The organism is Paraburkholderia dilworthii (assembly GCF_000472525.1).
Lineage (GTDB): Bacteria > Pseudomonadota > Gammaproteobacteria > Burkholderiales > Burkholderiaceae > Paraburkholderia > Paraburkholderia dilworthii.
In genome coordinates, this window is record NZ_AWZT01000008.1 from 17,835 (window position 1) to 43,149 (window position 25,315).

At 62.0% G+C, this 25,315-nt stretch carries 24 protein-coding genes, 1 other RNA gene and 1 riboswitch; of the genes, 12 read left to right on the forward strand and 13 right to left on the reverse strand.

Features of this window, described 5'->3' with window-relative positions; translation table 11 throughout:
* Positions 1-7: 7 nt before the first annotated feature.
* The 3 genes from F759_RS37510 to F759_RS0109725 form a co-directional block, all read right to left on the reverse strand.
* Positions 8-1,225 (reverse strand): efflux RND transporter periplasmic adaptor subunit, encoded by a 1,218-nt coding sequence (locus F759_RS37510; RefSeq protein ID WP_063829652.1) that lies wholly within the window; start codon positions 1,223-1,225, stop codon positions 8-10.
* A gap of 209 nt (positions 1,226-1,434) precedes the next feature.
* Complete coding sequence (locus F759_RS0109720; protein ID WP_027799677.1) at positions 1,435-2,595, reverse strand: ABC transporter substrate-binding protein; 1,161 nt, start codon at positions 2,593-2,595, stop codon at positions 1,435-1,437.
* A gap of 42 nt (positions 2,596-2,637) precedes the next feature.
* A complete protein-coding gene (locus F759_RS0109725) occupies positions 2,638-3,579 on the reverse strand; it encodes a CysB family HTH-type transcriptional regulator (RefSeq protein WP_020065144.1) in 942 nt (313 codons plus the stop codon).
* 229 nt (positions 3,580-3,808) lie between these two features.
* Between F759_RS0109725 and F759_RS0109730 the strand changes: the two genes are divergently transcribed.
* From F759_RS0109730 to cobA, 6 genes are all read left to right on the forward strand, one after another.
* Positions 3,809-5,488, forward strand: a complete 1,680-nt coding sequence (locus tag F759_RS0109730; protein WP_027799678.1) for a nitrite/sulfite reductase — start codon at positions 3,809-3,811, stop codon at positions 5,486-5,488.
* Positions 5,489-5,510: 22 nt separating this feature from the next.
* Positions 5,511-6,065, forward strand: coding sequence for a DUF934 domain-containing protein (locus tag F759_RS0109735; protein WP_027799679.1), 555 nt, complete (start codon positions 5,511-5,513; stop codon positions 6,063-6,065).
* Positions 6,062-6,817, forward strand: coding sequence for a phosphoadenylyl-sulfate reductase (locus tag F759_RS0109740; protein WP_027799680.1), 756 nt, complete (start codon positions 6,062-6,064; stop codon positions 6,815-6,817). The genes F759_RS0109735 and F759_RS0109740 overlap by 4 nt, the downstream gene beginning before the upstream one ends.
* Before the next feature lie 124 nt (positions 6,818-6,941).
* Positions 6,942-7,904, forward strand: a complete 963-nt coding sequence (cysD, locus tag F759_RS0109745; protein ID WP_027799681.1) for a sulfate adenylyltransferase subunit CysD — start codon at positions 6,942-6,944, stop codon at positions 7,902-7,904.
* Between the two features lie 25 nt (positions 7,905-7,929).
* Positions 7,930-9,246: a sulfate adenylyltransferase subunit 1 gene (locus F759_RS0109750; protein WP_027799682.1), complete on the forward strand. Its 1,317-nt coding sequence runs from the start codon at positions 7,930-7,932 to the stop codon at positions 9,244-9,246.
* Positions 9,247-9,299: 53 nt separating this feature from the next.
* Positions 9,300-10,055 carry a uroporphyrinogen-III C-methyltransferase gene (gene cobA, locus F759_RS0109755; protein ID WP_027799683.1) on the forward strand — a complete coding sequence of 252 codons (756 nt, stop codon included), beginning with the start codon at positions 9,300-9,302 and terminating at the stop codon, positions 10,053-10,055.
* Positions 10,056-10,124: 69 nt separating this feature from the next.
* On the opposite strand, the gene F759_RS0109760 is transcribed toward cobA, so the two are convergent.
* Genes F759_RS0109760 through lptF form a run of 3 tightly spaced genes read right to left on the reverse strand, consistent with a single transcriptional unit; the run spans position 10,125 to position 12,761 of the window.
* On the reverse strand, positions 10,125-10,505 hold the full coding sequence (locus F759_RS0109760; RefSeq protein ID WP_027799684.1) for a sirohydrochlorin chelatase: 381 nt from the start codon (positions 10,503-10,505) through the stop codon (positions 10,125-10,127).
* Between the two features lie 9 nt (positions 10,506-10,514).
* Positions 10,515-11,660: an LPS export ABC transporter permease LptG gene (gene lptG, locus F759_RS0109765; protein WP_027799685.1), complete on the reverse strand. Its 1,146-nt coding sequence runs from the start codon at positions 11,658-11,660 to the stop codon at positions 10,515-10,517.
* A 3-nt stretch (positions 11,661-11,663) separates the two neighbouring features.
* On the reverse strand, positions 11,664-12,761 hold the full coding sequence (gene lptF, locus F759_RS0109770; RefSeq protein ID WP_027799686.1) for an LPS export ABC transporter permease LptF: 1,098 nt from the start codon (positions 12,759-12,761) through the stop codon (positions 11,664-11,666).
* 137 nt (positions 12,762-12,898) lie between these two features.
* On the opposite strand from lptF, the gene F759_RS0109775 reads away from it, so the two are divergent.
* The 3 genes from F759_RS0109775 to F759_RS0109785 all read left to right on the forward strand — a co-directional run bounded on the left by F759_RS0109775 (position 12,899) and on the right by F759_RS0109785 (position 15,766).
* A complete protein-coding gene (locus F759_RS0109775; protein WP_027799687.1) occupies positions 12,899-14,425 on the forward strand; it encodes a leucyl aminopeptidase in 1,527 nt (508 codons plus the stop codon).
* Positions 14,426-14,486: 61 nt separating this feature from the next.
* Positions 14,487-14,903 (forward strand): DNA polymerase III subunit chi, encoded by a 417-nt coding sequence (locus F759_RS0109780; RefSeq protein WP_027799688.1) that lies wholly within the window; start codon positions 14,487-14,489, stop codon positions 14,901-14,903.
* Positions 14,904-14,995: 92 nt separating this feature from the next.
* Entirely contained in the window at positions 14,996-15,766 is a 771-nt protein-coding gene (locus F759_RS0109785) for a DUF2486 family protein (protein WP_027799689.1), read from the forward strand.
* A 110-nt stretch (positions 15,767-15,876) separates the two neighbouring features.
* Here the strand turns inward: F759_RS0109785 and F759_RS0109790 are convergent, their stop codons facing one another.
* Together F759_RS0109790 and ilvD are read right to left on the reverse strand one after the other, a co-directional pair.
* Complete coding sequence (locus F759_RS0109790) at positions 15,877-16,218, reverse strand: c-type cytochrome (protein ID WP_027799690.1); 342 nt, start codon at positions 16,216-16,218, stop codon at positions 15,877-15,879.
* 147 nt (positions 16,219-16,365) lie between these two features.
* The gene (ilvD, locus tag F759_RS0109795) at positions 16,366-18,039 is read right to left on the reverse strand and encodes a dihydroxy-acid dehydratase (RefSeq protein ID WP_027799691.1); all 1,674 of its coding nucleotides are present in this window, start codon (positions 18,037-18,039) and stop codon (positions 16,366-16,368) included.
* A 132-nt stretch (positions 18,040-18,171) separates the two neighbouring features.
* Between ilvD and F759_RS0109800 the strand changes: the two genes are divergently transcribed.
* Both F759_RS0109800 and lgt read left to right on the forward strand, forming a co-directional pair.
* The gene (locus tag F759_RS0109800) at positions 18,172-19,155 is read left to right on the forward strand and encodes a LysR family transcriptional regulator (protein ID WP_027799692.1); all 984 of its coding nucleotides are present in this window, start codon (positions 18,172-18,174) and stop codon (positions 19,153-19,155) included.
* A gap of 106 nt (positions 19,156-19,261) precedes the next feature.
* Positions 19,262-20,161 carry a prolipoprotein diacylglyceryl transferase gene (lgt, locus tag F759_RS0109805; RefSeq protein ID WP_027799693.1) on the forward strand — a complete coding sequence of 300 codons (900 nt, stop codon included), beginning with the start codon at positions 19,262-19,264 and terminating at the stop codon, positions 20,159-20,161.
* A gap of 91 nt (positions 20,162-20,252) precedes the next feature.
* On the opposite strand, the gene F759_RS0109810 is transcribed toward lgt, so the two are convergent.
* The 5 genes from F759_RS0109810 to F759_RS0109825 form a co-directional block, all read right to left on the reverse strand.
* The gene (locus tag F759_RS0109810) at positions 20,253-20,984 is read right to left on the reverse strand and encodes an SIMPL domain-containing protein (RefSeq protein WP_027799694.1); all 732 of its coding nucleotides are present in this window, start codon (positions 20,982-20,984) and stop codon (positions 20,253-20,255) included.
* 199 nt (positions 20,985-21,183) lie between these two features.
* Positions 21,184-21,642 (reverse strand): EVE domain-containing protein, encoded by a 459-nt coding sequence (locus tag F759_RS0109815; protein ID WP_027799695.1) that lies wholly within the window; start codon positions 21,640-21,642, stop codon positions 21,184-21,186.
* Between the two features lie 106 nt (positions 21,643-21,748).
* Positions 21,749-21,930, reverse strand: a non-coding RNA gene (gene ssrS, locus F759_RS40395) — 6S RNA.
* 171 nt (positions 21,931-22,101) lie between these two features.
* The gene (locus tag F759_RS0109820; protein WP_027799696.1) at positions 22,102-22,416 is read right to left on the reverse strand and encodes a cell division protein ZapA; all 315 of its coding nucleotides are present in this window, start codon (positions 22,414-22,416) and stop codon (positions 22,102-22,104) included.
* Entirely contained in the window at positions 22,413-22,769 is a 357-nt protein-coding gene (locus F759_RS0109825) for an ATPase (RefSeq protein ID WP_027799697.1), read from the reverse strand. The genes F759_RS0109820 and F759_RS0109825 overlap by 4 nt, the downstream gene beginning before the upstream one ends.
* A 218-nt stretch (positions 22,770-22,987) precedes the next feature.
* A riboswitch (cobalamin riboswitch) is annotated at positions 22,988-23,254 on the forward strand.
* Between the two features lie 89 nt (positions 23,255-23,343).
* Here F759_RS0109825 and F759_RS0109830 point away from each other — a divergent pair.
* Complete coding sequence (locus F759_RS0109830) at positions 23,344-25,296, forward strand: TonB-dependent receptor domain-containing protein (protein WP_027799698.1); 1,953 nt, start codon at positions 23,344-23,346, stop codon at positions 25,294-25,296.
* Positions 25,297-25,315: the final 19 nt, after the last annotated feature.

A 25,315-nucleotide genomic window follows, 5' to 3' on the forward strand; every position in this document is an offset into this window, starting at 1 on the left:
GCTCCGCTCAGCGCTGGCCGGAGCCGGGCGCGTTGGACGCGTTGGCGGCACTGGCGGCAGGCGTCGGCGCGGACGCCGGTGTGGACATTGCCGCTCCGGCAGCGGGCACCATATGCACCGTACTGCCGATGCGCAACGAGCCGAGATTGTTCTTCACGATCTGCTGGCCGGGTGCGAGCGGGCCGCCGACGATCTCGGTCCACGTGCCGCCGTCTGCGTCACCGGTGATTCCGGTCTGCACCGGCTCTTCGATCAGCTTGCCGCCGACGAGCGCATACACACTATGGCGCGCGGCATCGGTGCGCACCGCAGTGGCGGGCACCGCCAAAACATCTGGCCGGCTGCCCACCGAAATCGTGCCGGTGCCGAACATGCCGATGCGCAATACGCCCGATGGATTCGCAACCTGGACATACACCATGATCGAGCGCGAACCTGGCTGCGCGGCGGGATTGATGCGCGTGATCGCGCCTGCTACGGGCGTATCGATTCCATCGAACGCGATTCGCACCGGCTGGCCGATTCGCACGCGGCCGATCTCGCCGACCGGCACCGGCGCTTCGAGCTCAAGCGTGTGCAGATCGACCACGTCGAAGAGCTTCGTATCCACGGCGATCTTTTCGCCTGGCTCGACCGATCGCGACGCGATCTGTCCGTTGAGCGGCGAGCGCACCACGGTATCGGCGAGCGACAGATTCGACGACGCCAGCGCCGCGCGCGCCGCATCGAGATTCGCGCGGGCGATGTCGTACTGGCTTTGCGCGGTGTCGAACGCGTTCTTCGAAATGAAGCCTTTTTCTACGAGCACGCGATTGTTTTCGAGCGTTTGTCTCGCAATGTCGAGCTGGCCCGCCATCGCGGCCATCTGACCGCGGCTTTGCTCGGCACGGGCCACGTAGTCGCGCGCGTCGATCTTCGCGAGGATCTGCCCGGCTTTGACCGAATCGCCTTCGCGCACGGCGACTTCGAGTACCGAACCCGCTACTTTCGATTTGACCGCGGCTTGCGTGACGGCGCGCAGCGAGCCGGTCAGCGGCAGCGTCTGGACGAGCGTGCGGCGGCCGACCGTGGTGAGATCGTCGGGGGAGAATTCGATGACGGAAGAGATCGTGTCGGCCGTGGCCGCGGGCGTCTCGCGCTTTCGAATCGCCTGGGCGATCGCGATCGCGAGAACCACGACGGCGACGACAGCGGCGATGATGATGCGTTTTCTGGTCTTTATCATGCGCGATCTGACGGACTTCACGGACTGGCGATACACGCGGAATCGGCGGTGGCCTCGACAAGCGGGCGCGCCGCACGCTCGTCGCGCAATCGGCAAATTAGCCTGAGCTCGCGCTCACCGCAAGCTGGCCGTCAGCATGGTACACGGAGGTTGCGGCGCGCAGGTTGAGCCTGCAACGCCGCCGCGCGCACGGACGTACTTTAAATGGCTTATTGACTCAAATAAACAAACTTGCCGTTTTTGACGATGCCCATCACGCTCGCGCGCTGATCCAGCCCCACGTGGTCTTTCGCGCTCGTGCTGACGACGCCGTTCGGCACGACGAGTTCATGCGCATGCTCCAGTTCATTGCGCAAGGCCACGCGGAAAGCCTGCGTGCCCGGCTGCGCGGTTTTGAGCGCGCGCGTCACCGCGTCCTGCAAGCGCGGATAGACGCCGGCCGCATCGCCTGCGAATTGCGTGACGCTGCCGGGGCCGTACTTCGCTTCATATTCGTTCGCGAACGCGAGCGCCGCCTTTTTCGCCGGATGATCGGCCGGCAAGGTGCGCGCGACCACGACCGGCTGCGTCGGGAACAGCGTGCCTTCCACATCCTTGCCGCCGAGCTTGATGAACTCGGGCGTCGCGATGCCATGCGTCTGATAGATCGGGCCTTTGAAACCGCGCTCGATCAGCGTGCGCTGCGGCAGCACCGTCGGCGTGCCCGCGCCTGCGATCAAAATCGCGTCGGGCTTCGCGGCCATCAGCTTGAGAATCTGGCCGGTCAAGCTCGCGTCGGTGCGGTTATAGCGCTCCGTCGCGACCAGTTGAATGTGGCGCAGCGCCGCGAACTTGCTGAACTCGTTGAGCCAGCTTTCGCCGTAGCCGTCCGCGAAACCGATGAAGCCCACCGTCTTCACGTTGTGGTTCGACATGTAGCGCGTCATCACGTCGGCCATCGCGCTGTCGGTCTGCGCCATCTTGTAGGCCCACACTTTTTTGCCTTCCTGCGGCTCCACGACGCTTGCCGAGCCGATTAGCGTGATCATCGGCGTCTGGCTTTCGGCGACCGGATCGAGCGCGGCCATCGCGGCCGGCGTGATGTTCGGGCCGACGATCACGTCGACGTGGTCTTCGTTGATGAGCTTGCGGATGTTGCGCACGGCGGCGCCGGGGTCGGAGGCGTCGTCGAGAAAAATGTAGTCGGCTTTCTGGCCGGCGATGGTGGCCGGCCACATCAGCATCGCGTTCTTGCTCGTAATGCCGATGACGGCCGCCGGACCAGTGCTCGACAGGTCGATGCCGACCTTGATGTCGGCGTGTGCGGCGGTGGCGAACAAAAGAGCGCCGAGAGCGGCGAGGCCGCGAAGTCTGTTTTTATGCGACGTCATCGATGGGTCTCCGTAGCGGGATAGCAGGAAGCGGTGGTGGGTTCAAAGTTCGTAGGTTTCGTGTTCGCCCTTGAGCGCCTGTTCGATCAGCTTGCGGTTCATGCTCGGCGACAGCAGTTCGACGAGCGTGTACACATAGCTGCGCAGATACGCGCCCTGTTTCAGCGCGACCCGTGTCACGTTGCTGCCGAACAGGTGGCCGACGGGCATCGCGCGCAAATGACGGTCTCGCTCCGCGTTGAACGCAATATCCGCCATGATGCCGACGCCGAGACCCAGTTCCACATAGGTCTTGATCACATCGGCGTCGATCGCTTCGAGCACGATGTCCGGATGCAGGCCGCGCAGCCGGAACGCCTCGTTGATCTTGGTGCGGCCGGCGAACGCGTTGTCGTAAGTGATCAGCGGATACTGGGTGAGATCGTCCAGCGACAAAAGCTTGCGGTCGAGCAGCGGATGGTCCGGCTGCATCACCGCCACGTGATGCCACTGGAAACACGGCAGCGAGACGAGTTCCTTATAGTTGGCGATCGCCTCCGTGGCGATGGCGAGATCGGCCTGGTCGTGCAGCACCATCTCAGCCACCTGCGTCGGGCTGCCTTGCAGAATCGAAAGGTGTACCTTCGGAAAGCGTTTCTTGAACTCGGCGATGGCGGCAGGCAGCGAGTAGCGCGCCTGCGTGTGCGTGGCGGCGATCACGAGGTTGCCCTGATCCTGCGCCGCGTAGTCCTTGCCGACGCGCTTCAGGCTTTCCACTTCCTGCAAGATCCGCTCAACCGACTGAAGAATGATGCGGCCCGGTTCGGTCAGCGAGCGCACGCGCTTGCCGTGCCGCGTAAAGATCTCGACGCCCAATTCGTCCTCGAGCTCGATGATCGCCTTGGAAACGCCGGGCTGGCTTGTATACAGTGCCTTGGCCGCTTCGGTCAGATTGAAATTCTGCCGCACAGCCTCGCGGACGAAGCGGAACTGATGCAGGTTCATATATAACCTCTCCGCATATCAAAAGAATTTTTTAGTCGTTTGAAATATAAGGCGAGTTTATTACGATCTGTCCATCATTTTCAATATGGATATCTGTATTTGTTATAAGCAAATGAGAGATAGGTCTAAACCCTGCCTCGCGTCAGCTGACAAACACGGACGTTCAGGAGCGCGGCGGAACCGGACCGTCGCGGGTCACGCGGTAACGCAAAAAAATTGGGGTCCCCGAATGTACCAATACGATCAGTACGACCAGACCATCGTCGATGAACGGGTCGCGCAGTACGCCGATCAGGTTCGCCGCCGCTTGTCGGGCGAATTGAGCGAAGAGGAGTTCCGTCCGCTGCGCCTGCAGAATGGCCTGTACTACCAGCGCCACGCGTACATGCACCGCATCGCGATTCCGTACGGCAATTTGCGCAGCGACCAGCTTCGCATGCTCGCCACGATCGCGCGCGAGCATGACCGCGGCTATGGCCATTTCTCCACGCGCTCGAACATCCAGTACAACTGGATCAAGCTTGAGGACACGCCGGAGATTCTGCGCAAGCTCGCGTCGGTGCAGATGCACGGTATTCAGACCTCGGGCAATTGCATCCGCAACATCACCGCCGATCAGTTCGCGGGCGTGGCGCCCGACGAATTCGTCGATCCGCGGCCGTGGGCGGAAATTTTGCGTCAATGGTCGACGTTCCACCCCGAATTCGCGTGGCTGCCGCGCAAGTTCAAGATCGCCGTGTCCGGTTCGCACGAAGACCGTGCGGCCGTGCAGATTCACGACATGGGCGTGTACGTGAAGCGCAATGCCGAGGGCGAACTGGTGGTCGACATTCTGGCGGGCGGCGGTCTGGGCCGCACGCCGATCGTCGGCGCGGTGATCCGCAAAGATCTGCCGTGGCAGCACCTGCTGACTTACAGCGAAGCCGTGCTGCGTGTGTACAACCGCTACGGTCGCCGCGACAACATGTACAAGGCGCGTATCAAGATTCTCGTGAAGGCGCTGAGCCCCGAGAAGTTCGCCGCGCAAGTCGAGGAAGAATGGCAGCACCTGAAGGACGGTCCTTCGACGCTCACGCAAGCCGAACTGGACCGTGTGTCGCAATACTTTCAGCCGCCGGTGTACGAGAAGCTGGCCGACACGGACGCATCGTTCGAAAAGCATTTGTTGGAAAACCGCGCGTTCGCACGCTGGGTCGAGCGCAATGTGCGTCCGCATAAGGTGTCGGGTTATGCAGCGGTCACACTGTCGCTGAAGAACGGCGTGGTCGCTCCGGGCGACGCGACCGACGCACAAATGGAAGCGGTCGCCGATTGGGCCGACGAGTATTCGCTGGGCGAGATCCGCGTCTCGCACGAACAGAACCTGATTCTCGCGAACGTCAAGAAGCGCGACCTGTTCGCGCTGTGGGAAAAGGCCAAGGCACTGGGCTTTGCGACGCCGAACATCGGCTTGCTCACCGACATCATCGCGTGCCCGGGAGGCGATTTCTGCTCGCTCGCAAATGCGAAGTCGATTCCGATTGCGCTCGCGATCCAGGAACGTTTCAACGATCTCGACTACGTGTACGACCTGGGCGACGTGTCGCTGAACATCTCCGGCTGCATCAACGCTTGCGGTCATCACCACGTCGGCAACATCGGCATTCTGGGCGTCGATAAGGACGGCTCGGAGTGGTATCAGGTGACGCTCGGCGGCGAGCAGGGCACGGGCGCGACCGGCGCTCATCTCGGCCGCGTGATCGGCCCGTCGTTCTCGGCGGAAGAAATGCCGGACGTGATCTCGAAGGTGATCGACACGTTCGTTGAAAACCGCGAAGAAGGCGAGCGTTTCATCGACACCTACGGCCGCATCGGCATTGCTCCGTTCAAGGAACGCGTGTACGCGTCGCGTCAACCGGCTCACGCGTAACCGCGCAAAGGATACAGAACAGATGGCTTCTATCATCAAGAACCGCGCGATCGTCAACGATGACTGGACGGTGGTGCGCCCGGCGGAAGACGGTTCCCTGCCCACGGTGAATGAACTGCCGGCCGGCAAAGTACTCGTACCGCTCGCATTCTGGCAAGCTGAACGTGATGCATTGAGCGCGTCGCGCAGTGCCGCCGAACTCGGTGTATGGCTCGCGCCGGACGGCGAACCGGCGGACATCGCCGGCGACTTCGACAAGGTCGCGGTGATCGCCGTGGACTTCCCGGTGTTTCGCGACGGCCGCGGCTATAGCATCGGCCGCCTGTTGCGCGAGCGCTATGGCTATAAAGGCGAACTGCGCGCGATCGGCGATGTGCTGCGCGACCAGGTGCGTTTGATGTTCCGTTGCGGCTTCGACGCTTTTGCGGTGCGCGCGGACAAGGACATCAGCGACGCGCTGAAAGCATTCGACGACTTTACCGTGCAGTACCAGGGCGCATTCGACGAACCGGCACCGCTGTTCCGCCGCCGTGCTGCGTTGGCTGCTGCGTCTGCTTCGCAAAAGGTCCCGGCATGAGCGCCGCCGTCCCGTCGGATTCGCTCACGCCGGAACTCGCCGCGAAAGCCGAGCGCCTTGACGCGCTGCTCGATTCGATCGCCGCACGTCACGCGAACGTGAAACTGGCAAGCAGCCTCGCCGCCGAAGACATGCTGCTCACGCACGCCATTTTGTCGCGCGGCGTAAAAATCGGCATCTTCTCGTTGAATACGGGCCGCTTGCATGCCGAGACGCTCGGCATGATCGATCGCGTGAAAGAGCGCTATGGCTACGACATCGAACAATTCCGTCCGCAAGCTGCCGCAATCGACGAATACGTCGCATCGCACGGTCTGAACGCGTTTTATGAAAGCGTCGATCTGCGCAAGCGCTGCTGCGAAATCCGCAAGGTCGAGCCGCTGAACCGCGCGCTGTCGAATGTCAGCGCATGGGTGACGGGTCAGCGCCGCGAGCAGTCGGTGACGCGTGCCGAACTGCACGAGGAAGAACACGATGCCGCGCGCAACATCGCGAAGTTCAATCCGCTCACGGACTGGACCGAAGCCGAAGTGTGGGATTATCTTAAAGCGTTCGACGTGCCGGTGAATCCGCTGCATGCGCGCGGTTATCCGAGCATCGGCTGCGAGCCTTGTACACGTGCTGTGCGTCCCGGCGAAGATAGCCGCGCGGGCCGCTGGTGGTGGGAGTCGCGCGATACGAAGGAATGCGGGCTGCATATCACGACGATTACGCCGATTGCGGTCGACCGCAGCGAGAACACTCCGGCCTGACGCATTGCCTGATTTGTGCGGCGTCGAAGGCTTGGCTTTGCCGCTTCACGCCGCACATACCGAATTGAATATCAGCGCTTTGACGAGCAACCGCTCGACAAGCGAATCAACGAAGGACCCAAACATGAGCACCACGCTCGATTCCACTGTCAACGCTCCGCTTGCCAACACGGCGAACCGGATGGATCACCTCGATTGGCTCGAAGCCGAGTCGATTCACATCCTGCGCGAACTGGTTGCCGAATGCAGTAAGCCGGCGCTGCTGTTTTCGGGCGGCAAGGATTCGGTCGTCGTGCTCGCGCTCGCGCTCAAGGCGTTCGGCATTGGCACAAATCGCAAGACCGTGCTGCCGTTTCCGCTCGTGCATATCGATACGGGTCACAATTATCAGGAAGTGATCGACTTCCGCGACCGTCGCGCGAAAGAGATTGGCGCGGAACTGGTGGTCGGCCACGTTGAAGATTCGATCAAACGCGGCACCGTGCGTCTGCGTCGCGAAACGGATTCGCGCAACGCCGCACAAGCCGTGACGCTGCTCGAAACCATCGAACAACACGGCTATACGGCGCTGATCGGCGGCGCGCGCCGCGACGAAGAAAAGGCCCGCGCGAAAGAGCGCATTTTCTCTTTTCGCGATGAGTTCGGCCAATGGGATCCAAAAGCGCAACGCCCGGAACTGTGGAGCCTGTACAACGCGCGTTTGCACAACGGCGAGCATCTGCGCGTGTTCCCGATCTCGAACTGGACCGAGCTCGACGTCTGGCAATACATCGCTCGCGAAAAGCTCGAACTGCCGTCGATCTATTACGCGCATCAACGCGAGATCGTTCGACGCAATGGGCTGCTCGTGCCGGTCACGCCGCTCACGCCGATGCGCGAAGGGGAAATCAGCGAAACCGCACAGGTGCGTTTCCGCACTGTTGGCGACATCAGCTGCACGTGCCCGGTTGAGAGCGATGCCGACGATCTGGAGAAGATCATCGCCGAAACGGCCGTGACGGAAATCACGGAGCGCGGCGCGACGCGGATGGACGATCAGGTCTCCGAAGCCGCGATGGAACAGCGTAAGAAGCAGGGTTATTTCTAAGCACACGAACGAGGGCAAGACAATCATGAGTGGCATTCACCAACCAGAAGACCTCGGCGTGCTGCGTTTCATTACCGCGGGTAGTGTGGACGACGGCAAGAGCACGTTGATCGGCCGCCTGCTGTACGACAGCAAGGCTGTACTCTCCGACCAGCTTTCCGCGCTGTCGCGCGCGAAGAACAAGCGCACCGTTGGCGATGAAATCGATCTGTCGCTCTTAACGGACGGCCTCGAAGCCGAACGCGAGCAAGGCATCACGATCGACGTCGCGTATCGCTACTTCGCGACCGCGAAGCGCAAGTTCATCATCGCCGATACACCGGGTCACGAGCAGTACACGCGCAACATGGTGACCGGCGCGTCGACGGCACACGCGGCGATTATTCTTGTCGACGCAACGCGTGTGACGTTCATCGACGGTGCCGCGCAACTGCTGCCGCAAACCAAGCGTCATAGCGCGATCGTCAAGCTGCTCGGTTTGCAGCATGTGATCGTCGCGATCAACAAGATGGATCTGGTCGAATACAGCGAAGCGCGCTTCAACGAGATTCGCGACGCGTATGTCGAACTCGCGCGTCAGCTCGGCTTGAGCGACGTGCGTTTCGTGCCGGTGTCGGCGCTCAAGGGCGACAACATCGTGACCGCAAGCGAAAGCATGCCGTGGTATGCGGGTGAGCCGCTGCTCGATCTGCTCGAAGCGTTGCCGGTTGAAGTGGCGACGGGCCAGGCGCTGCGTTTCCCGGTGCAATGGGTGGCGCGTCAGGACGGTAGCCAGGCCGACGATTTCCGCGGCTACATGGGCCGCGTCGAAGCGGGCGAGGTGAAGGTTGGCGATACGATCGTCGTGCTGCCGGCCAATCGCGAAGCGACGGTTGCCGAAATCATTGCACCGGTGGTGGGCGGCACGGCTGCCGTGGACCGCGCGTTCGCTGGCCAGACGGTGACGATCCGTCTCGCGGAAGACGTCGACGTGTCGCGTGGCGATACGTTCGTGCTTCGCGAAGCCGCTCCGGAACCGGCGAAGAAGCTCGAAGCCGATCTGTGCTGGTTCGACGACACGCCGCTCTCAACGCAGCGCAAGTATCTGCTGAAGCAGACCACCAATACGGTGTTCGCGCGCATCGGTTCGATCAAGGAAGTGCTCGACGTGCATACGCTGTCGCAGTCGACCGATCGCAAGGAACTGGCGATGAACGATATTGGCCGCGTGGCGCTGACGTTGCAAAAGCCGCTGGTGTGCGACGTGTACGACTCGCATCAAGGCACAGGCGCGTTCGTGCTGATCGACGAAGCGACGCATCACACCGTCGCGGCCGGGATGATCCGGGCGTTTTCGGCGTAAATGGTTAGCGCTGCCGCGCGCGGCGAACGCCCCTGACGAACAGGCTTAGGCAAATGGGTAAGGTTTATCTGATCGGTGCGGGACCGGGCGCGGCGGACCTGATTACGGTGCGCGGCGCGCGGCTTCTCGCCGCCGCCGATGTGGTCCTGCACGACGCACTGGTCGAGCCGGCGATGCTCGATTACGCGCCGTCCCACGCGCGGCGCATTGCAGTGGGCAAGCGCTGCGGACAACTGTCGACCGCGCAGCAGTTCATTAACAAGCAGATCGTGGATGCCGCTTTGGAGCACGAAGTGGTGGTGCGCCTGAAGGGCGGCGATCCGATGCTGTTTGGCCGTGCTGATGAAGAGATGCGCGCTCTTGAGGCTGCGGGCATCGAGTACGAGGTGGTGCCCGGGATTACGGCCGCATTGGCGAGCGCCGCTTCGCTGAAGCGCTCGTTGACACTGCGCGGCGTGTCGCGCAGTGTCGCGCTGGCGACGTTCAGCCGCGCGCCGGGCTCCGATGAAATTCGCGAGCAGGTGAACGCCGATTCGCTCGTGTTTTACATGGGCCGTGATAGCGGCGTTGAGATTGCGCAGCAGTTGATCGATGCAGGGAAGCCGGTTTCCACGCCTGTCGCGATTGTCGAGGCTTGCAGTACCGAGCGTGAGCGGATGTTGACGTTGACGCTGGAAGAACTGGCGGCTGGCGAAGCGCAAAGGTGGGTGGATGCTTCGCAGCCGAGTTTGGTGATGATTGGGGAGGCGTTTGCGGCGCGGGAGCTGAGCGAGGTCCGGTCAGTGGGTGGGATGTTGGTGGCCGCTTAGGATCCTGACTGCGTGGCGGCGCTTAGCCTGGTTGAAACGCGTCGCCAATCGACTGTGGAAACCGCCGCATCAAACCTGCCGCAGACAATACATCGCGACAGCATCAAGCACAGCATCATCCTCACCAACGGCAACAGCGCATCTGATTTCAACAGAAGGCTGCGCGTTCCGGCACCGCTGAATCAATTCCGGCAAATCCTTCCGGATATGTCCACCTTGCCCGAAGAACACGGGCACAACGGTGACTACGTCGCAGCCGTCGACAACAAGCTCGCCCACTGCCGTGAGCAAATCCGGCTTCATCAACTCAAGAAACGCCAGCCTGACGAGCCCATCGCCGTCATCAGAAGCACGCGCCGCGCGCAACTTCTGAGCAAGCCGCTCAAACGGCTCGCGCCAGCGCGTATCCCTCGCGCCATGCCCAAACAGAACCAACCCATGCGTAGCCATGAAAGGCTCCTAATGGCGATCGACCCACTTCAACCCGACGAGGCCCAGCACGAGATAAACCAGCCCCGGTGTTGCCGCCGTCAACGGCGCGGGCCAGGTATTCAGCGTGCCGATATGCGAGAACAGCGTGTTGAACAACTGGAAGCTCATGCCGAGCATGATCCCGCCGAACACCTTCATGCCGACCACGCCGGCCCGCGTATGCAGATACGCGAACGGCAGCGACAACACCAGCATCACGAACACCGCAAACGGATACAGCAGCTTGCGCCATAGCGCGATTTCATAACGCTGCGTGTCCTGATGATTCTCGGTCAGATGCTGGATGTAGCGGAACAGATTGAACATCGACATGCGATCCGGCGACACGAGCAGCACCGACAGAATCTGCGGCGTCAACTCCGAGCGCAGCGAATATTCAGGCAGCGCAACTTGCCTCGCACGATACACCGGGTTCAGTGCATCGGCCGGCGTGCCCGGAGGAGGCACGTCGATCAACTGGGTATCGGTCACACCGGTCAATTGCCAATGCCCCGGCGGCTGATAGACACCGGTCTTCGCAATGCGCACGTTCGAGAGCCGGAACTTCGAATCGAACTCGTAAATCCGCACGTTACTGATTGTCGCGTCCGGCTTCAGTTCGCCGACATTGACAAAGCGCGTGACCTGCTCGCCATCCGAGCGCGCGGTGAGCGTATCTTTCACCCACACGCCCGACTGGAAGTTGCTCGATACCGACGACCCCAGCGCCTCCAGCCGCACACGTTCCGACAACTGATCGGTGTATGGACCCACCACTTCGCCGATCAGATAAGTAAGGAACACGAGCGGAATGCCGATCTTCAGCAGAGAGCGCAATGCCTGATTGGTGGCGAGCCCGGACACGCGGAAAATCGTGTACTCGGAATTCGCCGCCATCTGCGCGAACACGTAGATCGCGCTGATCAACGCGGCAACCGGAATGATTTCATAGAAGCGCGACGGCGTTTGCAGCGCAACGCGTAGTACCGCGTACTGGAATTTATAGTTGCCGTGGCCGACCGAGTTCAGTTCGTTGATCAGGTCGAAGAAGAAGAACAGACCCGAAAACGCGAACAGAATGAAGACAAACGTGAGATAAATCTGACGCGCGAAGTACCTTTCATAGATGCGCATCGGTCACGCTCCCTGCGAACGGGTGAACATGGCCCGCGTGAACAGCGGCCGGTTGCGCACGCGCAGCCAGAAGATGAACGCGACAATCGCGGCCACGATCACATGCAGAATCACGAGCCCAACCCCAAACGACATCTTGCCTTGCTCGATCCACGACTGCACCACGTTCAACAGATTCGAATACGTCAGATAGATCAGCACGGCCATGACGAGATTGATCGTGCGGCCGCGCCGCGGATTCTGATGCGCAAGCGGAATGGCGAGCAGCATCAGGTTGATCGCGATGAGCGGTAAACCTGCGCGCCAGGCAAACTCCGCGAGATTTTCTCTCGTCGGATTGCGCAGTAGCGCGAGGGTGGGCGTGCCGGTGGTGCTCGGCGTATTGACGACCGGCTGGCTCTCGATTTTGACGCCGTAACGCTCGAACTCCATGATGCGGAAATCGGGATGCCCCGGCTCGCCTTCATAACGGCGGCCGTTTTCCAGCACGACGAAGCGGTCGCCATTCTTATGCGTTTCCGTGTGGCCGTTCTTCGACACCACCACATTGACCTTGCCGTTCTCGGTGCTCGTCACGAACACGTTCTCGACGTGGCCCTGATCGGGCGACATCTTCTCGATGAAGAACACCCGGTGACTTGCAGCCGATTCGCGGAACTGGCCCGGTGCGAGCAGCGAGACTTCATCGCGCTGCTGAAAGCGCGCGCGGATCAGCTTGCTCTGCTGATTCGACCACGGCCAGCCCACGAATACGAAAAACATGATGAGGATGATGATCGGCGTGGCGAAGATGCCGATTGGCTTGATGAATTGCGTGAGACTCACGCCTGACGACAGCCACACGACCATCTCGGAGTCTTTGTACCAGCGCGTCAGCACGAACAGAATCGACACGAACAGCGTGGCGACGAGCATGATGGCCAGATAGCCGATCACGGTCAGGCCGATCAGGACCAGCACGTCGCGCGGGTCGATCTCGCCCGAGGCTGCGAAGCCGACGATGCGGATCATCATCGTGGTCAGCACGAGCGTGAGGAGAACCATGAACACGGCACCAGCCGTATACGCGAGTTCGCGCTGGAGGGAGCGTTCGAAGATCATTATTGATGACGAGAGGGGGCGCTCTCAGCGACGCGCGGGTTGCTTCCCGTCACGCCTCCGGTGCAGCCGCCGCGGGAAAAATAGCGGATAATTGCGGCTTTCATCCTAAGCCCAGATTTTATCCGAGGACAAGCGCGATGGACTTTAGCATAAAAGCCTGTGATTGGACCAAAGGCTCGTCAAACGGTTTCCTCACCGGGAAATCGGATTGCATCGTAATCGGCGTGTTCGAGTCGCAAACGCTCTCGGGCGCGGCACTTGAGATCGACGCGGCCACCAAGGGCCTCCTGACCCGCATCATCAAGGCGGGCGACATGGACGGCAAAGCGGGCACCACGCTGTTCCTGCATGAAGTCTCGGGTATCGGCGCATCGCGCGTGCTGCTCGTCGGCCTCGGCAAACAGGACGCTTTCAGCCAGAAAGCCTATGGCGAAGCGGTGCGCGCGGCATGGCGCGCGCTGCTTGGCACCAAGATCGTCCAGGTCACGTTTACGCTGGCCCAACTGCCTATCCTCGAGCGTTCGGCCGACTGGGGCGTGCGCGCCGCAATCCTCGCGCTGCGCGAACTGACCTACAAGTTCACGCAGATGAAGAGCAAGCCGGACAACTCGGTGCGCGCGTTAAAGCGCATCGTCTTCAGCGTGAATACCGGCGACGAGAAGGCCGCCAAGCTCGCCGCGAAGCAGGGCGCGGCGCTCGCCAACGGCATGGACTTGACGCGCGACCTCGGCAATCTGCCGAGCAACGTCTGCACGCCGACCTATCTCGCGAACACCGCAAAGAAGCTCGCGAAAGACTGGAAGCTGAAGGTCGAAGTGCTCGGCGAAAAACAGTGCGAAGCGCTGAAGATGGGCTCGTTCCTGTCGGTCACGGCCGGCTCGGTCGAACCCGCGCAGTTCATCGTGCTGCAGTACCAGGGCGGCGCCGCGAAGGCTGCGCCGGTCGTGCTGGTCGGCAAGGGCGTGACGTTCGACACGGGCGGCATTTCGCTGAAGCCCGGCGAAGGCATGGACGAAATGAAGTACGACATGTGCGGCGCCGGTTCGGTGCTGGGCACGTTGCGCGCCGTCGCCGAAATGGGTCTGAAGATCAACGTGGTCGGCATTATTCCGGCGGTCGAAAACATGCCGTCGGGCACGGCCACCAAGCCGGGCGATATCGTCACCAGCATGAAGGGTTTGACGATCGAAGTGCTGAATACGGACGCCGAAGGGCGCCTGATTTTGTGCGACGCGCTGACGTATGCCGAGCGCTTCAAGCCCGCCGCGGTGATCGACATTGCCACGCTGACGGGCGCTTGCATCATCGCGCTGGGTCACCACAACAGTGGTCTCTTCTCGAAAGACGACGCGCTCGCGGGTGAGCTGCTCGACGCATCGCGTGAGGCATCGGACCCGGCCTGGCGCCTGCCGCTCGATGACGAGTATCAGGACCAGCTGAAGTCGAATTTCGCAGATGTTGCCAACATCGGCGGTCGTCCGGCCGGCAGCGTGACGGCGGCGTGTTTCCTGTCGCGCTTCACGGATTCGTACCCGTGGGCACATCTCGACATCGCCGGCACCGCATGGAAGAGCGGTGCGGCGAAGGGGGCCACGGGCCGTCCGGTGCCGCTGCTCGCGCAGTTTTTGATCGACCGGGCCGCGGACGGTCGCGCCGCGCAATGACGCATCGCAGTAACGTTGCACGCGTGCGAGCGGTCGCACTCGACGCAAAGCGGAGTCGCCGATGACGAGAATCGACTTTCACTCGAACGTCGGCGACTCGCTGCTGTATGCGTGCCGCCTGGTGCGCAAGGCGTACCTGGCGGGGCAGCCGACCATCGTGGTCGCCGAGCCCGAGCGCCTGCGCGCTTTCGACGAACAGCTGTGGACCTTTTCGGCGCTCGACTTCGTGCCGCATTGCATGGCGGGCACGCCGCTCGCCGCGCAAACGCCGATCGTGCTGGCCACGAATCTCGACGACGTCCCTCATCACCAGGTGCTGCTCAATCTGGGCGCGAGCGTACCCGCGCAATTCGCGCGCTTCGAAAGATTGCTGGAAGTGGTCGGTAACGCACAGGACGAGCTCATTGCCGGTCGCGAACGCTATCGCTTCTATCGCGATCGCGGCTATGCTTTGAACAACTACAAGCAGGGCGGCTAGGTCTTCGTCCCGCGCCGCGTTGTGTCCTTTGCCAGACGTATCCGGCGCATACGCGGCCTGCTTCCGCCAGGACTCAAACACGGAGGGCGCACGTGTCCGATCCCAACGATAACTCGATCCCGGTTTTGAGCGAAGTGCTCGTGCCGGGCCATACGGCCCAGCGGCGTGAGCCGCAAAGCGGTGGCGCCGCGCCGGATGCTCCGGCTGCTGCTCCGGCCGACGCGCCGCTGCGCGAACCCGAGGCGCTTCGCAAAACGGACATCACAGCGGAGCCCGAACTCGCTCCGCAGCCGGTTCTCACACCGGAAGAAACGCTTGCGCCCGAACCGGTGCTTGCGCCGCAGCCTTTGGGGGCTGAGATTGGGGCTGGCGCTGCGGCCCGTTCGGCTGCGGATCGTGCGCATTCGACGGATCACGTGCATCCGGCTCATCACGCGCCTCAGCCTGATCATGCTCATGTCATAAACAAATCGCGGCCGCATCTCGCTGCAGAAGCTGACCATGCGCATGACGACGCGCTGGCGGCATCGGCGGCCACGTTCGATCGGACCGAGCCGCCGCCGCCGTTTGAAGCAGCCGCCACGGTGCCGCCGGATATTGCTCAGGAAGCAGACACGCAGGCACCATCGGGCGTCGATGCGGGACACATCGGCGAGCGTGTGCGCGAACGGTTCGCGGACTTTCTTGCGGGCGACGGACGCGGCGTCATCGAGGCACGCTGCCGTAGCGCCGTGGAGGAGCATACGGCGCGGCTCGTCGATCAGATCACGCGCGAAGTCGTGATGACGCTTGAAAGCGAGATGGCCGGCTGGGTACGCGAAGCGGTCGAAGCGGAGATTGCGCGGCAATCGGGCCGCGCGTGACAGTTGGCCGCGCGTGACAGTTGGTGTAGCGGCGCCTCGAGCGCGGTGAGACCAATCGAGCCGTGCCAACGCGCGCGATCGATCGAATCAACGAATCGCATCAGCCCGCGCTACTTGAGCGTCAGCACCCAGCCCGCCAGCGTAGCCGCCTGCTCGGGCGTGAGCTGCGTATTCGCGGGCATCGGCACCTGGCCCCACACGCCAGTGCTGCCGTCCAGAATCTTGTGCTTCAGATAGATGGCGGCGTCCTCGCGGCCGGCATATCTCGCCGCGACATCGTGCAGCGCCGGCCCCATGAACGGACGCGCGACAGAGTGGCAACTCATGCAGTTCTGCTGTTGGGCAAGCGCGAGTCCCGTCGCCGCCTCCGCATGCGCAGCCGGACTGACGCCGATCGAGACGGCGGCGAACACAGCAGCCGCTGCAAGCACCGCATACGACATTGATTTCATTCTGGTCTCCGCCGGTGCAGTTGCCCGGCTTGTGGTCCGAGCATTATAAAAGGAAAGGGGCGCACGGTTTTTCGTGCGCCCCTTTCGCTTTTACGTAGGGCTTCAGGAGGGCTTTCGGCCGACCCGCCGCTCCCCGCGCGTGTGGCTTCAGCCCGTTACCGCACCCTTATTGGCCGGCAGTGCGAGAGCGGAGTATTTCGCCAGCACGCCACGCGTATAGCGCGGCTTCGGCTGCTGCCATGCGGTGCGGCGGCGCTGGAGTTCAGCGTCGTCGACATTCAGTTGCAAGAGCAGCTTGTGCGCGTCGATCGTGATCGAGTCGCCTTCCTGCACGAGGCCGATCGTGCCACCCACGAACGCTTCGGGCGCGACGTGGCCGACCACCATGCCCCACGTGCCGCCCGAAAAACGGCCGTCGGTGATCAGGCCGACGCTTTCGCCGAGCCCCTTGCCGATGATCGCCGAAGTGGGCGCGAGCATTTCCGGCATGCCCGGACCGCCCTTCGGGCCGAGGTAGCGCAACACCACGACGTCGCCGGCGCCGATCTTGTCGGCGAGAATCGCTTCGAGCGCGCTTTGCTCGTCGTCGAACACGCGAGCCGGACCGGTGATCACCGGATTCTTCAGCCCGGTGATCTTTGCGACCGCGCCGTCTTCGGCCAGGTTGCCCTTCAGGATCGCGAGGTGGCCTTCCTTATAGAGCGCCTGTTCGATCGGGAAAATCACCTGCTGATCGGCGCGCGGCTTGCCCGGCACGTCCTTCAGTTCCTCAGCGAGCGTCTTGCCTGTGATGGTGATGCAATCGCCATGCAAGAGACCCGCATCCAGCAGAATCTTCATGACCTGCGGGATGCCGCCTGCCTTGTGCAAATCCGTTGCGACGTACTGGCCCGACGGCTTCAGGTTGCAGATCACCGGCACTTTCTTGCGCATGCGCTCGAAGTCCTCGATGGTCCACTCCACTTCGGCCGCGTGCGCGATTGCCAGGTAGTGCAGCACGGCATTGGTCGAGCCGCCCGTCGCCATGATCACCGCCACGGCGTTTTCGATCGACTTCTTCGTGATGATGTCGCGCGGTTTCAGATCTTTCTTCACCGCTTCGACGAGCACGCGCGCCGATTCAGCGGCCGAGTCGACCTTTTCCTGATCCGGATTGGCCATCGTCGACGAATACAGCAGCGACATGCCGAGCGCCTCGAACGACGAGCTCATCGTGTTGGCGGTGTACATGCCGCCGCATGAGCCCGTCGACGGGCACGCGTTCTTTTCGACTCCTTCGAAATCTTCCTGCGACATCCGGCCCGCGGTGAATTCGCCGACCGCTTCGAACGATGACACGATGGTCAGGTCAGTGCCCTTCCAGTTGCCCGGACGAATCGTGCCGCCATACACGTAAATGCCCGGCACGTTAATGCGCGCGAGGCCGATCATGCCGCCCGGCATATTCTTGTCGCAGCCGCCGATCACGACCACGCCGTCCATCCACTGGCCTTGCACGCAGGTCTCGATACAGTCCGCGATGACTTCGCGCGACACGAGCGAGTACTTCATGCCTTCGGTGCCCATCGACATGCCGTCGGAAATCGTCGGCGTGCCGAAAATCTGCGGATTCGCGTCCGCGCCCTTGACCGCGGCGACCGCCGCGTCGGCGAGACGCTGCAAGCCGGCGTTGCACGGCGTGATGGTCGAATGGCCGTTCGCGATGCCGATCATCGGCTTATCGAAATCTTCTTTCTGGTAGCCGAGTGCGTAGTACATCGAGCGGTTCGGCGAACGGGCCACGCCTTGCGTGATGTTCTTCGAACGACGGTTGTATGGCATGGGGATCTCCGGTCTGTTTTGTCTTGCTCGTCGGTCCAGTGTAGTTCGGGCCCGTCGGGCAAGAATGCGATCTTGCGATGCGCGTGTCCAATATATTATTAAAGGCTCATTAGGTCGTAAAATGTATTAATGATGCTGCCTGCCATTCCCGACCTGCGCCAGCTGCGCTATTTCGTGGCCGTTGCCGAAGAAAAGCACTTCGGCCGCGCGGCCGCGCGCCTCTCGATGACGCAGCCGCCGCTTTCGCAGGCGATCCGCGCGCTGGAGGAGACGCTCGGGGTCGAACTGTTCGCGCGCACCAAGCGTTCGGTCGAACTGACGCCGGTGGGTGCGGATCTGCTGCCGGAAGTGCAACGCCTGCTGGCGGGTGCGGAGGGCTTGCGGCCGCTCGCGCAGAGCCTCGCACGCGGGGAGGCGGGCGTGCTGTCGCTCGCGTTCGTGTCGACCGCCGACTACGGCCTGTTGCCGCTACTGTTGCGCGACTTCGGCGCACGTCATCCGCGCGTGCGACTTGAACTCACTGAGGCAACGAGCGACGTGCAGGTGGACGAACTCGTGGCCGGGCGCATCGACGCGGGCCTCGTGATCGCGCCGCTGCCGTCCCGCCATGCCACACAGCTTTCGTGGCTGCCGATCGCACGCGAGCCGCTGGTGATCGCGATGTCGACAGAGACGGCGGCGCGCCTGGCTGCCGCTGCGGACAGCGCCAACGACCCGCACGCCGAGTGGCTCGACACGCCGATCAGCCTGCGCGAGCTCGCCGATGCGCCGCTCGTAATCTTCCCAAGACGTTTGGCGCCAGGCTTTTATGACATCATTATGGATTGCTACGGCGTGGCGGGGCTCCAGCCACGCGTCGGCCAGGAGGCGATCCAGATGCAGACCATTGTGAGCCTCGTGTCGGCCGGCATGGGGGTCGCACTGGTGCCGCAATCGTTGCGTAACCTGCGCCGCACCGGGGTCGTCTACCGGCCGTTGTCCGAGTCGGTGCCCGCTATCGAAACGGGGCTCGTCTGGCGTACCTCGGAGGTGAGTCCAGTGCTGGCGGGCTTCATCGAAATCGTGCGGGCGCATGCGGCCACTGTCGAGGCACAAGCCGCGGCGTCGCGCAATTAGCGCGATGGCGGCGAACGCATTGCGCGCCGGGCCGTCCAACGCAGGCGGAACAAGCCGCGTCATCAATACAAACTAGCTTCTGAACCGAACTGACCATAACAACACGATGCTCATTCACCCGAACTTCGACCCCATTGCCATTCATCTGGGGCCGCTCGCCGTGCGCTGGTATGGACTAATGTACCTCGTCGCGTTCATCGCGGCGATCGTCGTCGGCCGGCTGCGGCTGCGTTTGCCGTTCGTCGCGGCCCAAGGCTGGACGCCGAAGGACATCGACGACATGCTGTTTTACGGCGTGCTCGGCACCATTCTCGGCGGCCGGCTCGGCTATGTGCTGTTCTATAAGGCGAGCTTTTATTTCGCGCATCCGCTCGACATCTTCAAGGTGTGGGAAGGCGGCATGTCGTTTCACGGCGGCTTCCTCGGCGTGACGCTCGCGATGGTGCTGTTCGCGTATCAGCGCAAACGTTCGTGGCTGCAAGTCACAGACTTCGTCGCGCCGATGGTGCCGACCGGACTCGCGGCGGGGCGTCTCGGCAACTTCATCAACGGTGAGCTGTGGGGGCGCGTGACCGATCCGTCAGCGCCGTGGGCGATGCTCTTTCCAGGTGCGGCGCCCGACGACGCAGCCTGGCTCTCCGCGCATCCGCAACTGGCCGCTCAATGGCATCTGAACGAAGTGTTCGCGCAATATCACATGCTGCCGCGTCATCCGTCGGAGTTGTATGAGATCGCACTGGAAGGCGTCGCGCTCTTCTTCGTGCTGTTCTTCTTCTCGCGCAAGCCGAAGCCGCTTGGCGCGATTTCCGCGGTGTTCCTGATCGGTTATGGCCTCGCGCGCTTCATCGTCGAATTCGCGCGTGAGCCGGACGATTTCCTCGGACTGCTGGCAATGGGCCTTTCGATGGGCCAGTGGCTTTCGCTGCCGATGATCCTCGTGGGCATCGCCATGCTCGTGTGGTCGTATCGCCGCGGCCGCAGCGAACCAGCGCACGCGCTACCGTAACGCGCGGCACACTGTATTCGATCGATAAACAAACGCCACGGCATGCCGTGGCGTTTGTTCCTGTGGCGAAGAGTGGCGCGCTAAACGCGCGTTACTTCATCTGCACTGACCCGGACACATTGACCGTTACCGTCGACGTGCCGCCTTCGATCGGCACCGGTGCCGAAATTTTCGCGTCGGCGCCCATGGCGCGTGCGCTCATCATCATGACGGGGCGCGGCATCACGCCGTTATGCCCGACGTTGACCTCGCGAATCGAATAGCCGCTGTAGCCGAATGCCTGCGCGGACGAAGCCGCCTGCTCGCGAAACGACCTGATCGCCTCGCCGGTGAGCTTCTGTTCGGCGGCACGCTGCGCCGCGGGCGACAGCGAGAACTGCACATTGCCGACTTGCATGATCGATGCCATCTGGCCGGCGAGCTTCGACGCCGCGGCAAAGTCGTGCGATTCGAGCACGACCTCGGTGCGGCCACGCCAAGCGGAGATACGCCCGTCACGATCGGTGGACGGATAAATCGAAAACGAACCCGTACGCGCGGTCACGCCGCTCACGCCCTTGGCTTTTTGTAGCGCCGAATCGGCGCGCTGATTCAGCGTTGAGGTGAGAGCCGACGGGTCGCTCGCTTCCTGTTCGTAAAAGAGCGTGATGTCGACCACGTCTTGCGGTACTTCCGAGCTAGCCTGCGCGTTCAGCGACAATACGCCGGCCGGTTGATAGGGCGCGACGCTCTGCGCGCGCGCGATGGCGGGCGTAAGCGCAAGCGTTGCAGGTGCAGCGCAGACAAGCGCGAAAGCGAGTGCACGTGCGGTGTTTTTCATCATTGTTGGACTCCTTGCTTGAACAGGGTTGCGCACGATCGAGCGGCGCGATGCAACGGCTCGGCGCGTCCCGCGCCGTGTGCAGTCCGTTTGCAAGTGCGTTAGGCGCTTGTAACCTGAGCTTGGTTCCCTAATTTAGCCGCGCTGTGAGCTTCGATTCGCCGCATCGCCCGCGACGCCTTTTCAGCGCGCACCGACGAACTCAAACGAGCCGCGTCGTGATGAAGCGCCATTCGGCCTCGGTAACGGGTGTGATCGACAAACGGTTGCCTCTCGCAAGCACGCGCATGTCTTTCAGCTGTTCGTGCTCGCGCAAAGCGGCGAGCGGAATCAACGGAATCTTCTTTTTGAACACGACGTCGACGAGCAGCCAGCGCGGCGTTTCTTGCGACGACTTGGGGTCGTAATATGGGCTCTTCTTGTCGAACTGGGTCGGGTCAGGGTAGGCCGTGGACGCCACTTCAGCGAGCCCGGCGATACCGGGCTCCGGACAGCTCGAGTGATAGAACAGCACCCCGTCGCCGACCTGCATCGCATCGCGCATGAAGTTGCGCGCCTGATAGTTGCGCACGCCGGTCCACGGCAATGTGCGATGCGGGGCGTCGGCGAGATGATCGATGCTTGCTTCGTCCGGTTCGGACTTCATTAGCCAGTAGCGCATGAATCGAATTGAACGTTAAGGGTTTGAAGGAGCAGGAAAGAGACGCAGAAAAAGCCCAAGCCCAAACAAAAACGGCACCGAACCGAAGTCCGATGCCGTTCCAAATAAGGTCCCCGCCTTAGCCGCTAGGCCGGCATCCTGAACCGGGGGTTCAGAATTGGTCGCAGTTAGCAGCACTTCGGGTACATCAGACAGAGTGACGCGCACACCCGTGCTACAAATTTCCGCAACCGTGCACATGGCATTGGTTCAAGGAATATATGACCTTGGCGAACCAGGCAGGGAAGCTAAACCGATGAAGCTGAAACGATTACATTCAAACGTTTGCCGAGTGTTGCTCCTGCATGCTCTCACGCGCTTTGCCCAGCTACTTCGTGAGCCACCTCGAGCCACTTCGTTTGAATCCGCAGCCTAAGAAACCAGCAACCTTCAGTTGCAAACCATCTTGCAACTTGCTGCTTACTGCATGGTGTACTGCTCGATCACAGTACCCAGTTGTTCGTTCATTTGATGCATTGTACGCCGGATTTCCTCTGCGGGAAATGCTTCTCCGTGACGCACGCTCGTTTGCAGCTTAAGCAGTTCCGATGCCAGCGACAGCGCAGCCATGACTGCAATACGATCCGTGCCGCGCACGTTGCTGTTATTGCGGATCTTCGACATTTCGGCGTCGACTCGCGCGACTGCTTCAAGCAGCGCGCCTTCCGTTTCCGGCGAGCAGGCGAGGCGATAGGGCACGCCGAGAATCGATACTTCGATCTGCTTGGTGGTCATGCATTTTCTCCGTGGCGAGTGGCGTCGCTCTGTGCCTCGACTTCATGCTGAGCGGGCTCGAGCAGATCGAGCTGATTGTCCGGCTCGTTGTGCCCGCGAGCGCGCGGCAATTTTTCGAGGATGGCGTTCAGCCGCACCTGCGCGTCGTCGATTTTGGCGGAGAGTGCGTCGCGCTCCGCTTGCAGTGCATCGCGTTCCTCGCGCAGCAGCGCAAGTTCCGTGCGTGTGGCTTCTGCTTCCGCACGCGACTGGGCGAGCTGCTCTTCGAGCGCGATGCGTGCTTCGTTGTGGCGCTGGCTGATCGTGATCAGCTTGCCGATATTCTGTGACAGTGTTTCGAGTTCGGTGAGCATGTGCTGCGTCCTCTAAAGACCTCGCATTTTAGCGCGGAATGTCGCACGTTCCGATAATTGTCTCGTTTCGAGACGTAACAACACCGCTTTATGCAGGCTTTTTTCGACTGAAGATGAAAAAGTACTCGTGTGCCGGAGATTGCGTCGGACAATACCCCGCACCTGTCGGAATGAATCGCTCTCACGGCCCGCATTCTTGACTGACCCCGAGTGCGCTCATACACTGGCCGCACTCTGGTGCCCGCGCGCGCATTTCACTGCGCGCGCAGTTAAACGGGAAGCAGGGCGCGGCGTTCATCCGAACGCGCGAACCTGCGCTGCCCCCGCAACGGTAAGCGACCGCATTCGTTTCGTACTTCACGTTTGCAGTTCGATCCCCATCGCGTGTTCCGGTTCAACATGCGAGTGTGCCACTGCGCGTCACGCGTGGGAAGGCGGGATCGAACGTCGTCAGCCCGGATACCGGCCAGAGGGAGAGGCGCGCGCCCGCAAAATGTCAAAAGCGCACGTGCCTCGTACGCGACGGCCTGCGGGGAAGCGGGCCGCGCACGCCATCCACGGGAAACTTCATTCCATGCTGTCCCCTATCGCCCGCGCGGCGTTGCTCGCCTTCGCAGCGCTGCCGCATGTCGCGCATGCGCAGGCTGTTGCAGATCCGTCTGCGCCGTCGCATGCAGTTGCACCTATCGCACCGACCGCACCGACCGCACCAGATACTGCAAACGCTGTAAGCACATCCTCCACCGAAACCGCCGATTCGTCGTCCACTGTTTTATCGCCGGTCGTCGTCACCGCCGGGCGTGGACCGCAAGCGCTCGCCGACACGATCCCGCAAACGTCGCTATTCGATCAGCAGGACATTGCCGACACCACCGCGACCGATTTGCCGGGCCTGCTGCAACTCGCGCCCGGCGCGCAAATATCGCGCACAGGTGGCCCCGGTTCGACAACGAGCCTGTACTTGCGCGGTGCGTCGTCGACGCAATCGCTCGTTCTCGTCGACGGCGTGCGCGTCGATTCCGTGAGTCTCGGCACCGCGCAGATCGCGCAGATCCCGCTCGATCAGATCGACCATGTCGAAGTAGTGAACGGCAACGTGTCCGCATTGTATGGCTCGGGCGCAATCGGCGGCGTGGTCCAGGTGTTCACGAAAGACGGCGGCGATCATCCGCCGCGTTTCAATTTCTCCGTGGGCTACGGCAGCTACCACACGCAGACGCAGCAGCTGGGCGCGAACGGCGCACTAGATAAAGACGGCCGCACGACCTTCAGCATCTCGCTCGCGCGTTCGAAAGACGACGGCTTTTCCGCACTCAATCCGCGTGAGGCGCCCAACGCCAATCCGAATGCGAACGGCTATCTGAACGAAAGCATTTCGGCTTCGCTGCGTCACAAGTTCACCGACAAGTGGGACGCGGGCGTCCGCTATTTCCAGTCGAACGGCAATAGCAGCTACGACAATGCTTACGGCGCGCCGACCGATCTGAACAACCTGTACACGAAAGTGCGCCAGGTATCCGCGTTCGCGAACGGCAAGTTGACCGGTTGGTGGACCACGCACTTCATCGTTTCCGAAGGCGACGACCGCAGCGTCTCGAACACCAACGGCCTGTATAACGGCCGCTTCGATACCGACAACCGGCAGTACACGTGGCAGAACGATTTCGCACTCGCTGCGCAGCAGAAACTACAGGTCGGCTACGAACATCTGGACCAGAGCCTCGACTCGGACACGTTTGCCGCGCCGACCCGTCATGTGGATTCGGGCTTCGCCGGCTACACCGGACGCTTCGGGCGCAATCAGATTCAGGCGAACGTACGGCGCGACCAGTACTCCGATTTCGGTGGAGCGAACAGTTACTATCTCGGCTATGGCTTCGACGTCACGTCGCATTGGAAGCTCAGTACAAGTTATTCGGATTCGTTTCGCGCGCCGAGCTTCGACGATCTGTACTATCCGATTAGCGGCAATCCGTCGATCCAGCCCGAGCGCAGTCATTCGCTCGAAGCAGCGGTGCAGTATGCGTCGAACGCGCTCGGTGTGATGCGTTTGAGTGCTTTCCAGACGCGTTATTCGAATCTGATCGACTATCAGCAGGTGACGCCCGGCATCTATCTGGCCGAAAACGTGGGTCATGCAAAAGTACAGGGACTCGAAGGATCGTGGAGCGGACATGTGGGCAAAACCGACGTGCGCGCGTCCGTGACGCTGCAAAACCCGGTCGATCTCGATAACGACGTGGACCTCGTGCGGCGCGCGCGGCGTTTCGCGTCGCTGGCGGTGAATCGCAGTATTGCAGGGTGGCGCGTGGGCGGCGAGTGGATCGTGAGCGGTCCACGCGAAGACAGCAGCGGCAAGCTCGGCGGCTACGGTATCGTGAATCTGGCCGCGCGCTACAACGTGACGAAGGCCTGGTACGTGGCCGCGCAAATCCAGAATCTGTTCAACAAGGACTATGAAACGGCCTACTCGTATAACTCGCCTCGGCGCGGTGCGTATGTCACGGTCGGCTGGCAGCAGCAGTGATGCGCGCGCCATGCTGAGA

What these genes read in the sequence shown, in the direction of transcription:
- lptG (WP_027799685.1), bottom strand. Translation starts at nt 11,660, where the DNA reads ATGCGCATCTATGAAAGGTACTTCGCGCGTCAGATTTATCTCACGTTT.
- F759_RS0109830 (WP_027799698.1), top strand. Translation starts at nt 23,344, where the DNA reads ATGCTGTCCCCTATCGCCCGCGCGGCGTTGCTCGCCTTCGCAGCGCTG.
- cobA (WP_027799683.1), top strand. Translation starts at nt 9,300, where the DNA reads ATGGGTAAGGTTTATCTGATCGGTGCGGGACCGGGCGCGGCGGACCTG.
- cysD (WP_027799681.1), top strand. Translation starts at nt 6,942, where the DNA reads ATGAGCACCACGCTCGATTCCACTGTCAACGCTCCGCTTGCCAACACG.
- F759_RS0109760 (WP_027799684.1), bottom strand. Translation starts at nt 10,505, where the DNA reads ATGGCTACGCATGGGTTGGTTCTGTTTGGGCATGGCGCGAGGGATACG.
- F759_RS0109725 (WP_020065144.1), bottom strand. Translation starts at nt 3,579, where the DNA reads ATGAACCTGCATCAGTTCCGCTTCGTCCGCGAGGCTGTGCGGCAGAAT.
- F759_RS0109825 (WP_027799697.1), bottom strand. Translation starts at nt 22,769, where the DNA reads ATGCTCACCGAACTCGAAACACTGTCACAGAATATCGGCAAGCTGATC.
- lgt (WP_027799693.1), top strand. Translation starts at nt 19,262, where the DNA reads ATGCTCATTCACCCGAACTTCGACCCCATTGCCATTCATCTGGGGCCG.
- F759_RS0109800 (WP_027799692.1), top strand. Translation starts at nt 18,172, where the DNA reads ATGCTGCCTGCCATTCCCGACCTGCGCCAGCTGCGCTATTTCGTGGCC.
- F759_RS0109730 (WP_027799678.1), top strand. Translation starts at nt 3,809, where the DNA reads ATGTACCAATACGATCAGTACGACCAGACCATCGTCGATGAACGGGTC.
- F759_RS0109780 (WP_027799688.1), top strand. Translation starts at nt 14,487, where the DNA reads ATGACGAGAATCGACTTTCACTCGAACGTCGGCGACTCGCTGCTGTAT.
- F759_RS0109740 (WP_027799680.1), top strand. Translation starts at nt 6,062, where the DNA reads ATGAGCGCCGCCGTCCCGTCGGATTCGCTCACGCCGGAACTCGCCGCG.
- F759_RS0109815 (WP_027799695.1), bottom strand. Translation starts at nt 21,642, where the DNA reads ATGCGCTACTGGCTAATGAAGTCCGAACCGGACGAAGCAAGCATCGAT.
- F759_RS0109790 (WP_027799690.1), bottom strand. Translation starts at nt 16,218, where the DNA reads ATGAAATCAATGTCGTATGCGGTGCTTGCAGCGGCTGCTGTGTTCGCC.
- F759_RS37510 (WP_063829652.1), bottom strand. Translation starts at nt 1,225, where the DNA reads ATGATAAAGACCAGAAAACGCATCATCATCGCCGCTGTCGTCGCCGTC.
- F759_RS0109810 (WP_027799694.1), bottom strand. Translation starts at nt 20,984, where the DNA reads ATGATGAAAAACACCGCACGTGCACTCGCTTTCGCGCTTGTCTGCGCT.
- lptF (WP_027799686.1), bottom strand. Translation starts at nt 12,761, where the DNA reads ATGATCTTCGAACGCTCCCTCCAGCGCGAACTCGCGTATACGGCTGGT.
- F759_RS0109750 (WP_027799682.1), top strand. Translation starts at nt 7,930, where the DNA reads ATGAGTGGCATTCACCAACCAGAAGACCTCGGCGTGCTGCGTTTCATT.
- F759_RS0109735 (WP_027799679.1), top strand. Translation starts at nt 5,511, where the DNA reads ATGGCTTCTATCATCAAGAACCGCGCGATCGTCAACGATGACTGGACG.
- F759_RS0109720 (WP_027799677.1), bottom strand. Translation starts at nt 2,595, where the DNA reads ATGACGTCGCATAAAAACAGACTTCGCGGCCTCGCCGCTCTCGGCGCT.
- F759_RS0109775 (WP_027799687.1), top strand. Translation starts at nt 12,899, where the DNA reads ATGGACTTTAGCATAAAAGCCTGTGATTGGACCAAAGGCTCGTCAAAC.
- ilvD (WP_027799691.1), bottom strand. Translation starts at nt 18,039, where the DNA reads ATGCCATACAACCGTCGTTCGAAGAACATCACGCAAGGCGTGGCCCGT.
- F759_RS0109820 (WP_027799696.1), bottom strand. Translation starts at nt 22,416, where the DNA reads ATGACCACCAAGCAGATCGAAGTATCGATTCTCGGCGTGCCCTATCGC.